Raw genomic sequence first — 12,015 nt, forward strand, 5'->3', positions numbered from 1 at the left:
TACGCCTCGCACCCCGCTTCCTGTTCCATCGCCGTGGCGGCCACAAGCAGTATCACCAGCAACGTCTCCCGCTCCCCTTGAATCGCGGTCAACTTGCCGATTATTCCATATGCCATCTTCATCCCTCCTTCCCGAAACGGTCGATCGCGACTGACCTTTCCATCACTTTGAGTGAAGCCCGGCTATGCAACGTGACGCCGAGCATGACAATCCCAATTCCAAGGAGCGACAGCCCTGACGGCAGTCCCGCCTGTAAAATCAAAATCTCACCGACGAGCGCGAACAGCACCTCGAGCGCCTGTGTCGCCTCGACCGTCGCGAGCCGGCCCATGTCGTGTTTGACGAGGTCGGTCGCCTTGAAGAAAAGCACCGTCGCGATGACGCCGGAAAGTAACGCGACGAGAAGCGTCTGCGACACTTGCGCCCCCGACGGCACACCGGTCGTCAGCCCGTAGCCGAACAACAGCAGCCATACCGGGAGCGAGCCGACGCACATGCCGAGGATGCGCTCGAACACATCAAGGTCGGTGTGAGCCATCATCTTCCGGTTGCCGAGCGGATAGGCGAACGCGGCGACGAGCACCGGCAAGACGCCGATCAAAAGGAAGCGCGGCTCGAACGACTGTAAAAACTCGACTTACATGAGGACGACGCCGAACAGGATGATCCCGGAGAAGCGGAGCGCCGTCCACGGAATCTGTTCGCGTGTCCCATCCGCTCGTTTGAAGAGCGGCGACAACAGTGCCCCAGCGAGGATCGTCACTTGCCACGTTCCCGCGATGAGCCAAGGCGGTGCCTCGACGGCGGCGATACAGATTGGGACGTAAAACAAGCCGAATCCGACCGTCCACCAGACGAGCCACGGCACTGGGTCACTTGCGAGTGCCTTTCGCACCCGTCCCAATCCACCGCGCATGGCGACGACGAGGACGAGGAGTGGAATCATGAATAAGAAGCGGAGCGAGGCACTGTACGCCCAGTGGCCGCCCCCGATATGCATGGCTTCGTTTAAGACGAACGTGCTCGCGAAAAAGAGCGCGGCGAACACGCCGAGGATGAGCGGACGCATCGCATCCCTCCTTTCTGAATCCCCACTAGTTCCATACGTTGTGTCAGATTCCCTGCCTCGACTGCTTAAAACGCTGTGAGATTTGTTATACTGTTTAAAAAAGGAAAGGGGCGGATGTCATATGCAACGTCCACCGATGCCTTCCCCGTCACCGGAGGAAGTGACGCGCTTGAAGCGCGAACATAACCCGATCAAACGGACGGAACTCGTCGCCAAAGGACTCCTCCTCTTGTTCGGCGCCCTCATCTTCGCCATCGGGCTCGAGGCGTTCCTCGTCCCGAACCAAATCATCGACGGCGGCATCGTCGGGGTGTCGATCATCGTGTCGTACTTGTCCGGCACGAAACTCGCCATCTAGCTCGTCCTCTTCAACTTGCCGTTCATCTACTTCGGCTATCGTCAGATCGGGAAGACGTTCGCCGTCGTCACGTTGACAGCCATCCTCCTCATGTCGGGTTTCACGATTCTACTACATAACATCGAACCGTTTACGGACGGCCTGCTCTTGTCGACCGTCTTCGGCGGCTTCTTGCTCGGCGTCGGCATCGGCCTCGTCATCCGCGCCGGTGGTTCGCTCGACGGGACGGAGATTTTGGCCGTCTCCTTCACGAACCGGCTCCCGTTCTCGGTCGGCGAGATCGTCATGTTCTTCAACATCTTCATCCTCGGGACGGCCGGTTTCGTCTTCAGCTGGGGCCGGGCGATGTACTCGCTCCTCACGTATTTCATCGCCTTCAAGACGATTGACGTCGTCCTCGAGGGGCTCGACCAATCGAAGGCGGCGTGGATCATCACGACATCGCCTGAAGACGTCGGCCAGGCGATCATGGACCGGCTCGGCCGCGGCGTGACGTACTTGCACGGGGAAGGGGCGTATACGGGCGACGGGAAGAAAGTCGTCTTCACGGTCATCAGCCGACTCGAGGAGACGAAGCTGAAAGACATCCTCGACGACTATGACGACAAGGCGTTCCTCGCCATCGGCAACATCCATGACGTCCAGGGCGGCCAGTTCAAGAAGAAGAATATCCACTAAAAATCGCGGCCGATTTTTTGTTTACCCGATTTTCACTTGGTCGCGCCCGTCCGCCTTCACCTGATAGAGCGCCGCGTCGGCCCGCTCGAACACGACCGTCCCCGGTTCGGCGTTCGCGACCGACACCCCGACCGAAATCGTCATCGGAATGGTCTGGCCTTCAAACGTATACGTTGTCTCACGGACCGCACGGACGAGGCGTTCGGCGAGTTGTTCGGCGTCATGCGCGTCCTCGGTCACCATGACGAACTCTTCTCCGCCGTAACGCCCGACGAAGCCAGCTTCCGGGCAATGGTCACGTAGCGTCGTCCCGATTCGACGCAACACCGCATCCCCGGCCCGGTGGCCATATGTATCGTTCAACTGTTTGAATCGGTCGACGTCGATGACGAGGAGTGCCCACGAAAGACCCGACGCCTCGACATCGTTCAACCGCTCGAGCGTCATATATCGGTTCGGCAGCCCCGTCCAACTCGTCGATGGTCGCCCGTTGCGTATGGAGGCGGAACATGCGCAAATGCGTCTCGATTTGCTTCGCGACCCAGTAGCACATCCAGCCGCCGAAGAATGTGATGACGAAATACGGCAGGAACACATTCGTGAACGCGTGCATCGGAATATTACCGGCGATGCGGAATAAGACGAGCACGGCCCCAAACACGAGATAGGCCGAGTATAAGTGACCGCGCCGCAGTGACAATCGATTCAAGACGAGCGATAAGACGAAGAACAGGCCGAGTGTGCCGAACGAGCGGATGAACTGATCGGTCATGCCGTCGAGCCCGAAGCGACCAAGAAGTGTCAGCCCAATCGTGACGGCGACCCCGACCGGTCCGGCATACGCCGCCGCCAAGGCGAGCGGGATGATGCGGAGGTCGATGCGCGCCTCCCCGACCGAGAACGAATTGACGGTCAACAAGACGGCCGCGAGCCCCATCGCGAGCCCGAACCATACCCGGACAGCGAGCGGCGACGCCGCTTGCACCGGCAGCACGTGCCGCATCAAGTAGAGCGTGAGCGACAAGACGAGATAGATGATGCTGATATTGATGAAGAAGATATTGACAACTTGACCCAAACGACCGCGTCCTTACCCCGAAATTTCCCATCCATCGTATCGTATTGGCGTGACGTCTGTCATCCTTGTCAAAAAATCATGACGCCAAAAAGCCGAAAGCTCACGCTTCCGACTTGTTTTGCATCATCTGTCTCATCAAATTCGCACTGTCACGGGCCGACTCGTTCTCGGCCTGCATCTGGACGTACACTTCATGGCGATGGATGTCGATATGGCGCGGCGCGTCAATCCCGAGCTTCACTTGGTCGCCCTCGATCGCGAGCACCGTCAGCGTCACGTCGTCGCCGATATGAATCGCCTCGCCTTGTTTTCGTTTCAATACGAGCATCAGCGCACCTCGCTTTTCTGGCCGCCGAGCGGGAAGCGCGCCGGGTAGGCATCGTCTAGGATGACTTGTTTGCCGCGGCGCTCGTTCGTCTCGATGACGATCGGGGCCTTCAAGTTGAGCGTCGACGTCTCGAACGGTTCGCGGAGCGTGACGATGGCATACACCGACACGTGTTCCGCCTCGTCGATACCGAGCTGGTCTTTCGCCCCGTCCGTCAACTCGAACGCGTAATCCGGCTTATGCCAAAACGGGTTCGTCACGACGAAGGCGCACGCCTTGTCCTCGAGCGACTGGAGCGACCAAAACGGCAGGTCGTCGCCGTACGGGATGAGCGCGAACGTCTTCGATTCCGGGAAGCCCGGGATCTCACTGACGAACGAGATCGTCTCTTCTTCTTTCACTTCGATCTTGCCAAAATAATCTGTCTCAATGAACATGGATCTTCCTCACTTTCAACGCGTCTCATCATACATCCCACCGACCGGCCACATCTCGAGCGACGCCTGTTGACGGAGCGAGATGTCCGTCGTCCATGGCGTGAACGAGATGTCGGTCGGGGTGAGCGATACATCAATCTGTGCCGGTGTTACGTTCCACTCGATTTTGACATCCGCAGGCGTATACGTCAATTTGACGCGGTCAATCGACTTCGGCATGAAATCGAGGTCGACGACCGGATACGGGTCGTTCACTTTGCTGGCGGCGATCTGAGGGATCGGGTTGCCGTTCTCGATCCGCATGAGCTGGTCGCCTTCGCGGGCGGCCATACTCGTCGCCTCGCGCGCCCCTTGTTCACCGAGCCCGCCGAAATGGCGGCCGAGTTCGAGCGCGCCTTTTAAGTTGCTCTCGCTCCGGGCGACCGACGAGTCGACCTCGAGCGTCCCTGGTGTCGTCCGCTGCGTCATCTCGGCCTTCCCTTGTGTCATCGTCATGTCGGCCCGGCCTTGTCTCATCTCGAGCACGGGCCGGTTCGACGTCATCTGGATGGCAGCATGCGTCTGCCGCATCTCAAGCCTCGCGAGATTCATCCGCCGTTACCGAAGGAAGTCGAGGAGCGTCGGCTGGATGATGCGGGCGCCGGCCGAGAGCGCGGCCCGGTGCACCGTCTCGTGTGACTTGAGCTCCATGATGACGCGCTCGATGTCGATGTCCTCGTTGTCCGACATGATCGTCTTCGCGATGATTTCGTGGTCTTGCAGACGGTTGTCGACGAGTTCGAGTCGGTTCGCGCGCGCGCCGAGTTCGGCCCGTTCCGTGATCAAGTTCTGTCCGAGCGTGTCGAGCGTCGCGAGCTGTGCCGACAAGTCGGCCCCGCCTGACGTCTCGTCCCCGAGCAGACGGCTGAGGTCACGGAGCCCTTCGAACAGCTCCCGGCCGAACACCGCCTCCGGCTGCATGTTCACTTGCATCGTGATGCCTTTTGACACCTCGAAGGAAATCTTGCCGCTGTCCGTCGGCACACCGCCCGTATAAATCGAATCGACGTCCGCGGCCGGGTCGGCGAGGAACGCCTTCAGCGCGGCCATGTCGATGAGCGGCTGGTCCGTCTTCGTGCCGTTATAGATGTACTTCTCGCCCGATTTCGCGTTCGCGAGTGAGCCGATATGCTCGACGAGCTGGTCGATCTCACTCTTGATGATGGCGCGCTGCGACGACTCGTACGTGTCGTTCGCCGCCTGCGTCGTCAATTCGCGAATCCGTTTGACGGCCTCGGTCACTTCGTTCAGCGTCGAATCGGTCAAATCCATCCAGCTCGTCGCCTCGCTGACGTTACGGCGGAACTGGTCGACCTCGCGTACCTCGGTCCGGTAACGGATGCCTTGCATCGCGACGACCGGGTCCTCCGAGGCGCGTTGAATCCGTTTCCCGCTAATCAATTGTTCTTGCACTTTCGCGAGCGTGTTATAGCTCGACGACAAGTGCTTCAAGTTCGTCTGTGTGAGCATCGTCTGTGTGACACGCATCAGTCATTACCTCCCTACGATTCCCATGCCGTTGATGATTTTATCGAGCATCTCGTCGACGGCCGTTATGTTCCGGGCCGCCGCGTTATAGGCGTGCTGGTACTGGATCATCATCGTCATCTCTTCATCGAGCGACACGGCGCTCACCGACATGCGGCGCTGGTCCGAGCTCGCCATGAGGGCGAACGTGCTCGCCGCGAGGCGACCGCTCTGGTCGGCCGCGACGGCCATGTTGCCGATCACGTTCTGATAGTACTTGCCGATCGACGTGTCGGTCGTGACCGAGCCGTTGAAGGCGAGCGCCTGTGACTTCAAGTTCGCGAGCGCGAGCGCGCCGCTTCCGTCCCCGATGTTGCCGTCCTTGGATGCGGCGATCAAGTCGAGGTTTTTCATGATGGCGTCGCTCACGTTGATCGTGGCGGCACTGTCGACGTTCACGAAGAAGTCGCTCGTCCCGTCCGCGCCTTTGGCGTCCTTATGCTGGCTGTGTAGCGTGTTGAACGCCGTGGCGAACTGTTTCGCCATCTCGTCCAAGTCTTTCAGCATCGTCGTGAAGGCACCGTCGGCCCCTTCCGGACCATCGGCCGAGCCGTACATCTCGACGAGCGCTTTCCACTTCCCGTTCGGCATGTCGGCGTGCGTCAAGTCCGTCGAGGCGCCCGTCGCGTCCGTCATCGCCAAATTGTCGAACTTGCCGACGTTACCTGAGATGCCGTCGACGAGCGTCACGTCTTGTCCGTTGATCGTGACGCGGATATCGAGCCGGCCTTCGGCGACGCGTTGCGAGTTCCCGCGCGTCTCGCCGTTCAAGTAATCGACCGGGACGCGTTTGAAGTCGATGTATTGGGCGAGCTCGTCCATGTAGCGGTCGCGCTCGTCATAGAGCTCGTTCGGCAAGACGCCGAGCGGTTCCGAGTCCCCGATTTGACCGTTGACGTTCGCGATCTTCGTCATGAGGTCGTTAATCTTCTTCACGACGACGTCGGCTTCTGACTTCAAGTCGTCCTGGACTTTCGAGAGTGACGACGACATGTAATTGAACGTCTCCGTGAGCGTCATCGCCCGTTGCCGTACGACGCTACGCGCGCCCGTGTCGTCCGGGTTGACCGACAAGTCCTGGAGCGACGCCCAGAACAAGTCGAGCGACTTGGCGAGCCCGTTCTCCGACGGCTCGTTGATGATGTCTTCCATCCGGCCGAAGGCGGCCTGTTTCGTCGCGTAAAAGGCGTTTTTCACCGACTCGTCCCGATACTGCTGGTCAATCATCAAATCACGAATCCGGGCGAGCGTCTCGCCGCGGACACCGGTCCCGAACTGTCCGGCCTTCGTGCCGCCGAAGTTGACGCTCAGTTGTTCGGTCATGCCGATCGTCAGGCGTTGGCGTGAATAGCCCGGGTTAGAGGCGTTGGCGACGTTGTTGCCGGTCGCCTGGAGCGCCCATTGGTGTGTCGAGAGGCTCCGTCGTGCCGTCTCTAATCCCATAAATGTTGAACCCATCAATCTTCCCCCTTATACGTCGCGGCTGAACGAGCGTGTCTCGAACGCTTGTTGGCCGTAAGTGAAATCGTCTGCGTCTGGCATGAGCATGTCGAGGTGCCAGTTGATATAGTTGAGCGACTGTTCGAGCAAGGCGGCGTTCAGTTCGTTCTGCCGTTTCAATTCGAACAAGACCGGTCTCAGTGCTTCTTTCTCTTCATCGTCCAAAACGAGCAAACCTTGAAGTCGTTCCGCTTCTTTTTGTGCGATTTGCCGGACGAGTTTCGCTTCTTCCTTGACGAGCGTCGTGAAGGCGGGCATGTCGCCTTTGATCAAGAGCTGTTCTTTCTCGTAGGCGAGTTCAAGTAAACGTGTATGTAATGTGAGCATAAGTCTCTCCTTTTTCCAAAAAAAGAGCCGACTAAAAAGGGGTCCCCTCTAGTCAGCTTCCGTGCCGTGTTATCCGTGCGAAGGCCTCAAGCGGACCTTGCTTCCATTCATCCTTGTAGAAAGCGTTTGGCGATGTCGCGCGCGTCCCGTGAATACGTCCCTGCGTCAATCTCGGCCTTCAAGGCGTTGATCTTCTCAAGGCGTTCCGGATGTTTCACCGGTTCATCAAACCGGGCGCGGGCTTCCGCCGATATCGATAGTCGGTCCGTTTGGCGTGTTGGCTCGGGCTTCGTCTCGGCTTGCGTTTTCTTCTCGTACGTGTGTGGTAAATGTACCCACTTGGCAGAATCGATGCGCATGCGTATCCCCCCTCTTGATGTTAGTCCAAACGATAAGCGCGAGCGCTTGGTTTCGTGATGCTCTGTTGTAAACTGTGCAGTTCTTGCTGCATGTCGGTCTGGCAACTCGTACAAACTTTTCCGGCGTTCGTCGGTTCCCCGCACCGGACACAGCTGATGGCGAGACCTGGGTTGTCCTTGATGATCAGGCGTCCTTCATGGATATATCGCGTGATATCAAGCTCGGAGACGCCTGTCGCTTCGACGAGGGCCCCGATCGTGGTCTCTCTATTGTCTGGTTCACGGATGAAGTCGCGCACTTTCAAGAAGTTTTGAAAGTCGACTTCCCCGCAGGACGGGCAGTAAGGCGAGCGGCCTTGTTTCATGAACAGGCGTCCGCACTTTTGACACGTTGTGGCTTCCATTGTCCTTCACCTCTGCCTTTTATATCGGACGCGTTTTTGATTTGTTTAGCGCCCGGAACAAGCAAACGGCAGAAACTTCTCGGTAGCCCGCATGTTTCAACGTGAGCGCCGCCTGATGGAGCGTCGTCCCTGTCGTATAGACGTCGTCGACGAGAACAATTTTCTCACATCGGACTTCGGTTTGTATAGCGAACGGGTTTTGACGGTGCCGCCTTTCTCCTTTCCCAAGTTCGCGTTGACTCAAAACCTCCGTTTTTTGAAGTAGCGGCCGCGTCGGTCCGATGGCACGCGCGAGAAGCTCTGCTTGATTAAAGCGCCGCTCCTTTAATCGCGCCTCGCCGAGCGGAATCGGTACGTACCACACGCCTTTCTCACGACACGCCCGGAGGACCGGCTTCACGTGTTCGACGAGCGCCACGTCCCCGCCGAACTTGTACCGGTGGAGCCAGTTCGCCCCGGCCTCGTCATAGGCGTAGAGCGAGCGCACGGTCAAGTCGAGACCGAGGGCGAGCCAGCGGATGCAGTCCGGGCACGTCTTCTCGTCCTCGGTCGGATGCCCGCATCTCGGACAGCCCGGCACGAGCGGGGTGAGTGACGTCTCGCAGTCCGAACAGACCCAGTCACGTTTGAACAACGTCGACGGCGTCCATTTGACATTGAGCGGTTTCCGACAGACGAGGCAGTTCATCGGCGATTCGCCCGTTCAATTGCTTCGATGGCCCGGTCTTGACGCCACGTCCGCTCGTTGTAGAAGAAGACGACGTCCCCGGTCGGCGCGTCCGGTTTTCGTCCGGCCCGCCCGGCCATCTGGATGAGACCGCGCGAGGTGAAGAGCACATGTTCACTCTCGATCACGGCGACATCGACCCCGCGCACCGTCATGCCCCGCTCCCAAATCGACGTCGCGAGCACGATGCCGTTCGTCGAGGCGAGCCACTCGAGCGTGTCCGTCCGCTCGTCCGTGTTGGCCGAGACCATGCGGACCGTCAAGCCGGCATCGGTCAAGCGTGCCCCGTAACGGACGAGGTCGGCCTTCGTCGGCACGAATAAGAGCCGCGGCGTCTCCCTCTGGCAGAACGCGATGATCGCCTCATCCGTCTGTCTGACGAGCGTCGGGACGGGCAAGTCATGCCCGTGATAGCGCCGGGACAAGTGGACGGTCGAGAACTGACGCTGCCAGACGGTCGGGGTCGCCGTCACGAACAAGAAGACGCCTTTCCCGGCGCGTCGAATCGTCCACCAGAGCGACAAGTCAAAGGCGAACGGGAATGCGTCCGACTCGTCGACGAGCACGTAGTCGAAGACGTGTCTCAAGTTCAAGAGGAGCGGGGCCGTCGCGACGGTGATCATCCCGACCGTGTCTTTCTCCCCGCCGCCGTAACGCCTTGTGATCGGGACGGAGAAGGCGCGCTCGAGTCGATCGGCCCATTCGATGGCGACGTCGCGACGCGGCGAGACGATGAGGACACGCTTCCCAACGTTTACGACGCGTTCGATGACCGGGAACGCCATCTCCGTCTTGCCGGACCCACAGACGGCGTGGACGAGGCCGGACGTCTTCGTCTCCCACCACTTCAGGAGCTGTTCGCTCACATGGCGTTGGCCGTCGCTCAACGCGAACGGCATGACGAGCTCGGTCGGCTCGACCGGCGTCGTGACGTCGAGTTCTTGTAAGAAGTCACAGCGGCATACCCGACCGAGGTGGAGACAGTTGCGGCAATAGCTGCAGCTCCCGTGAAGACACGTGAAACCCCGGACGTCGGTACTCAGACAGCGTTGGCACATGCCGAAACGAATGGCGCGTTGCCCGTCTGGATGGATGACGAGTTGTCCCATGAAATCAGTCCTTTTTCTCTGACGCTATCAGGTCGACTGGTTGCATGACACACGAGTTATCGTCCGTAAGTCGACGCCTTTCGTTCTTTAAGCGGATGTGTTCAAATACGCAATCGATTACGATGATGGAAGAAACAGACTTTTTTAGTGAGGAAGTAGTATGCATGCGGCGTTTTCTCGGGACGCTGATCGGAGCCGGGCTCATCCTGTACGGGATCGGTACGCTCCTATCACACACATTGTTCGGTGACCCGCGGGATGAACAGCGGGCAATCGCGACGGCGGAACAATATGTTGCGACGACATATCCAGAGCTGGATTTATCAGCTGTTCACGCGAGCTTGAAGATGCAACGGCGCAACATGCGAGTGAACGGATGCGTGACGTCAAGCGCGTGCTCGACGAGGCCGACGTGCCGTTCCGGACACTTCTCATCTCGATTCAAGACGGGAACAAGTCATTCTATTCCGGACGCGTCAACGCGGAAGACATCGATCAGGAAGGTTTGGCTGACCGACTGCAACGAAATCATAAAGAATGGATGGAGATGGAATGACCGACGGGTAGACTAAACCTCCTCGCTTCAGAAACATCGTCGCCCCGCATTGATGGAACGACTAAAAAGGTTCACCCGCAACACACGCGGATGAACCTTTTATTATGCCTCTTTGACGTCAGGATGGACGATGAGACGGACCCGTTCGACGTGATGCTCTGTCATCTCGAGGATGGTGAGCATGTAGCGGTCGAACTCGAACGTCGTCCCGACGATGTTCTCGTCCCGGTTGACTTGGAGCCAACCGCCAAGCGTATCGATCTCCTCGGCGTTCTCGAACGTGAGGCCGAAGTGTCCTTCGAGCTCGTCGAGGCGGACGCGGGTGTCGATGTCGTACGTCGACGCATCGATCGTATGGATCGGGTCGACCTCGTCCTCGTCGAACTCGTCACGAATCTCGCCGACGATCTCTTCAAGCAAATCTTCGAGCGTGATGAGGCCGGACGTGCCGCCATATTCGTCGAGGACGATGGCGATATGCGTCCGCACCTCGCGCATCTGTTTCAATGTATCTTCTAACGGTGTCATCTCGTGGACGACAGGCAACTCTTTCACGTACGCCTTCAAATCGACAGAAGGCTGCATCGCCAAGCCCATGAGCACTTCCTTGACGTTGATGTAGCCGATTAAATGGTCCTTGTCCCCGCCTTCCATAATCGGATAACGGGTGTACTGGCTGTCGGCGAACGTCGCGAGCACTTCGGCGCGCGTCGCCTCGATGTCGATCGCCTCGACTTTCGTCCGCGGCACCATGACGTCTTTCGTGACGTGCTGGTCGAACGAGAAGATGTTTTGCATCATCGCGAGCTCCGTCTGATTGATCTCCCCGCTTTGAAAGCTTTGCGTCATGATGATCTTCAACTCTTCTTCCGAGTGCGCTTCTTCGTGCCCAGCCGGCTTCACCCCGAACAAACCGAGGAGAAGACGCGCCGATCCGTTCAACAACCAGATGAACGGGAACATGATGCGTCCGAACCAAAACAGCGGTCGGGCAAAGATGAGCGTCATCCGCTCCGCGTATTGAATCGCGAGCGACTTCGGTGCGAGCTCGCCGATGACGACGTGTAGGAACGTGACGATGGCGAACGCCGTGATGAACGAGATGACGGACGCGAGCGACGCCGGGATGTTGAACTCATTGAAGAGCGGCGTCAGTAACCGGACGACCGACGGTTCCCCAAGGAAACCGAGACCGAGCGCCGTCACCGTGATCCCGAGCTGACACGCCGATAAGTAGTAGTCGAGGTCTGAGGCGACCTTCTTCGCGAGCACGGCCGACTTGTTCCCTTCGACGACCAATTGATCGAGCCGAGACATCCGGACCTTGACGACCGCGAACTCCGAACCGACGAAGAACGCCGTGAGCGCGATCAATAACGCAACGAGTGACAATAACAACCAAATCGGGCCATCCACATCTCCGGCGCCAGCCCCAGCGGCCATTACCTGTGTCGAGTATATCCTGTCCACATTTTCCTCGAATAAATCGAGTGACACCTCCATAGTGTATAAAATTTTA

Annotated in this window: 14 protein-coding genes and 2 pseudogenes; 3 read left to right on the forward strand and 13 right to left on the reverse strand. The window is 58.6% G+C overall.

Going from position 1 to position 12,015, the window contains the following annotated elements:
• Window positions 1-118 precede the first annotated feature (118 nt).
• Window positions 119-1,069 (reverse strand): annotated as a pseudogene (locus DI14_RS10195) (multidrug resistance efflux transporter family protein).
• Window positions 1,070-1,190: 121 nt separating this feature from the next.
• Between DI14_RS10195 and DI14_RS10200 the strand changes: the two are divergent.
• Window positions 1,191-2,105: pseudogene (locus DI14_RS10200) on the forward strand (YitT family protein).
• A 21-nt stretch (window positions 2,106-2,126) separates the two neighbouring features.
• Here DI14_RS10200 and DI14_RS15555 read toward each other — a convergent pair.
• Window positions 2,127-2,702 (reverse strand): GGDEF domain-containing protein, encoded by a 576-nt coding sequence (locus tag DI14_RS15555; RefSeq protein ID WP_200871116.1) that lies wholly within the window; start codon window positions 2,700-2,702, stop codon window positions 2,127-2,129.
• Between the two features lie 173 nt (window positions 2,703-2,875).
• On the opposite strand from DI14_RS15555, the gene DI14_RS15705 reads away from it, so the two are divergent.
• Window positions 2,876-3,115: a hypothetical protein gene (locus tag DI14_RS15705; protein ID WP_369792709.1), complete on the forward strand. Its 240-nt coding sequence runs from the start codon at window positions 2,876-2,878 to the stop codon at window positions 3,113-3,115.
• A 168-nt stretch (window positions 3,116-3,283) separates the two neighbouring features.
• On the opposite strand, the gene csrA is transcribed toward DI14_RS15705, so the two are convergent.
• The 10 genes from csrA to DI14_RS10255 all read right to left on the reverse strand — a co-directional run bounded on the left by csrA (window position 3,284) and on the right by DI14_RS10255 (window position 9,940).
• Window positions 3,284-3,511 carry a carbon storage regulator CsrA gene (gene csrA, locus DI14_RS10210; protein ID WP_024370483.1) on the reverse strand — a complete coding sequence of 76 codons (228 nt, stop codon included), beginning with the start codon at window positions 3,509-3,511 and terminating at the stop codon, window positions 3,284-3,286.
• The gene (gene fliW / locus DI14_RS10215; protein WP_024370484.1) at window positions 3,511-3,948 is read right to left on the reverse strand and encodes a flagellar assembly protein FliW; all 438 of its coding nucleotides are present in this window, start codon (window positions 3,946-3,948) and stop codon (window positions 3,511-3,513) included. Before fliW ends, csrA begins: the two co-directional genes overlap by 1 nt.
• Before the next feature lie 15 nt (window positions 3,949-3,963).
• Window positions 3,964-4,518, reverse strand: a complete 555-nt coding sequence (locus DI14_RS10220) for a DUF6470 family protein (RefSeq protein ID WP_235193447.1) — start codon at window positions 4,516-4,518, stop codon at window positions 3,964-3,966.
• Window positions 4,519-4,545: 27 nt separating this feature from the next.
• Complete coding sequence (flgL, locus tag DI14_RS10225; protein WP_034808211.1) at window positions 4,546-5,475, reverse strand: flagellar hook-associated protein FlgL; 930 nt, start codon at window positions 5,473-5,475, stop codon at window positions 4,546-4,548.
• 6 nt (window positions 5,476-5,481) lie between these two features.
• Entirely contained in the window at window positions 5,482-6,972 is a 1,491-nt protein-coding gene (flgK, locus tag DI14_RS10230) for a flagellar hook-associated protein FlgK (RefSeq protein WP_034808213.1), read from the reverse strand.
• 12 nt (window positions 6,973-6,984) lie between these two features.
• A complete protein-coding gene (gene flgN, locus DI14_RS10235; RefSeq protein ID WP_034808215.1) occupies window positions 6,985-7,341 on the reverse strand; it encodes a flagellar export chaperone FlgN in 357 nt (118 codons plus the stop codon).
• A 107-nt stretch (window positions 7,342-7,448) separates the two neighbouring features.
• Window positions 7,449-7,700: a flagellar biosynthesis anti-sigma factor FlgM gene (locus DI14_RS10240; RefSeq protein ID WP_034808218.1), complete on the reverse strand. Its 252-nt coding sequence runs from the start codon at window positions 7,698-7,700 to the stop codon at window positions 7,449-7,451.
• Between the two features lie 20 nt (window positions 7,701-7,720).
• On the reverse strand, window positions 7,721-8,104 hold the full coding sequence (locus DI14_RS10245) for a flagellar protein (protein ID WP_034808221.1): 384 nt from the start codon (window positions 8,102-8,104) through the stop codon (window positions 7,721-7,723).
• Between the two features lie 19 nt (window positions 8,105-8,123).
• Window positions 8,124-8,792, reverse strand: a complete 669-nt coding sequence (locus DI14_RS15080) for a ComF family protein (RefSeq protein WP_051622681.1) — start codon at window positions 8,790-8,792, stop codon at window positions 8,124-8,126.
• Window positions 8,789-9,940, reverse strand: coding sequence for a DEAD/DEAH box helicase family protein (locus tag DI14_RS10255; protein WP_034808224.1), 1,152 nt, complete (start codon window positions 9,938-9,940; stop codon window positions 8,789-8,791). Before DI14_RS10255 ends, DI14_RS15080 begins: the two co-directional genes overlap by 4 nt.
• A 376-nt stretch (window positions 9,941-10,316) precedes the next feature.
• Here DI14_RS10255 and DI14_RS10260 point away from each other — a divergent pair, with 376 nt between their 5' ends.
• Entirely contained in the window at window positions 10,317-10,496 is a 180-nt protein-coding gene (locus DI14_RS10260; protein WP_034808227.1) for a hypothetical protein, read from the forward strand.
• 102 nt (window positions 10,497-10,598) lie between these two features.
• Here the strand turns inward: DI14_RS10260 and DI14_RS10265 are convergent, their stop codons facing one another.
• Entirely contained in the window at window positions 10,599-11,939 is a 1,341-nt protein-coding gene (locus DI14_RS10265) for a hemolysin family protein (RefSeq protein ID WP_369792710.1), read from the reverse strand.
• Window positions 11,940-12,015: the final 76 nt, after the last annotated feature.

The organism is Exiguobacterium sp. AB2 (assembly GCF_000696055.1).
GTDB classification, from domain to species: domain Bacteria; phylum Bacillota; class Bacilli; order Exiguobacteriales; family Exiguobacteriaceae; genus Exiguobacterium; species Exiguobacterium alkaliphilum.

Excerpts from the sequence above, each read along its gene's own strand:
- DI14_RS15555 (WP_200871116.1), bottom strand. The coding sequence starts at position 2,702 with ATGTGTTCCTGCCGTATTTCGTCATCACATTCTTCGGCGGCTGGATGT.
- DI14_RS15705 (WP_369792709.1), top strand. The coding sequence starts at position 2,876 with ATGCCGTCGAGCCCGAAGCGACCAAGAAGTGTCAGCCCAATCGTGACG.
- csrA (WP_024370483.1), bottom strand. The coding sequence starts at position 3,511 with ATGCTCGTATTGAAACGAAAACAAGGCGAGGCGATTCATATCGGCGAC.
- fliW (WP_024370484.1), bottom strand. The coding sequence starts at position 3,948 with ATGTTCATTGAGACAGATTATTTTGGCAAGATCGAAGTGAAAGAAGAA.
- DI14_RS10220 (WP_235193447.1), bottom strand. The coding sequence starts at position 4,518 with ATGCGGCAGACGCATGCTGCCATCCAGATGACGTCGAACCGGCCCGTG.
- flgL (WP_034808211.1), bottom strand. The coding sequence starts at position 5,475 with ATGCGTGTCACACAGACGATGCTCACACAGACGAACTTGAAGCACTTG.
- flgK (WP_034808213.1), bottom strand. The coding sequence starts at position 6,972 with ATGGGTTCAACATTTATGGGATTAGAGACGGCACGACGGAGCCTCTCG.
- flgN (WP_034808215.1), bottom strand. The coding sequence starts at position 7,341 with ATGCTCACATTACATACACGTTTACTTGAACTCGCCTACGAGAAAGAA.
- DI14_RS10240 (WP_034808218.1), bottom strand. The coding sequence starts at position 7,700 with ATGCGCATCGATTCTGCCAAGTGGGTACATTTACCACACACGTACGAG.
- DI14_RS10245 (WP_034808221.1), bottom strand. The coding sequence starts at position 8,104 with ATGGAAGCCACAACGTGTCAAAAGTGCGGACGCCTGTTCATGAAACAA.
- DI14_RS15080 (WP_051622681.1), bottom strand. The coding sequence starts at position 8,792 with ATGAACTGCCTCGTCTGTCGGAAACCGCTCAATGTCAAATGGACGCCG.
- DI14_RS10255 (WP_034808224.1), bottom strand. The coding sequence starts at position 9,940 with ATGGGACAACTCGTCATCCATCCAGACGGGCAACGCGCCATTCGTTTC.
- DI14_RS10260 (WP_034808227.1), top strand. The coding sequence starts at position 10,317 with ATGCGTGACGTCAAGCGCGTGCTCGACGAGGCCGACGTGCCGTTCCGG.
- DI14_RS10265 (WP_369792710.1), bottom strand. The coding sequence starts at position 11,939 with ATGGCCGCTGGGGCTGGCGCCGGAGATGTGGATGGCCCGATTTGGTTG.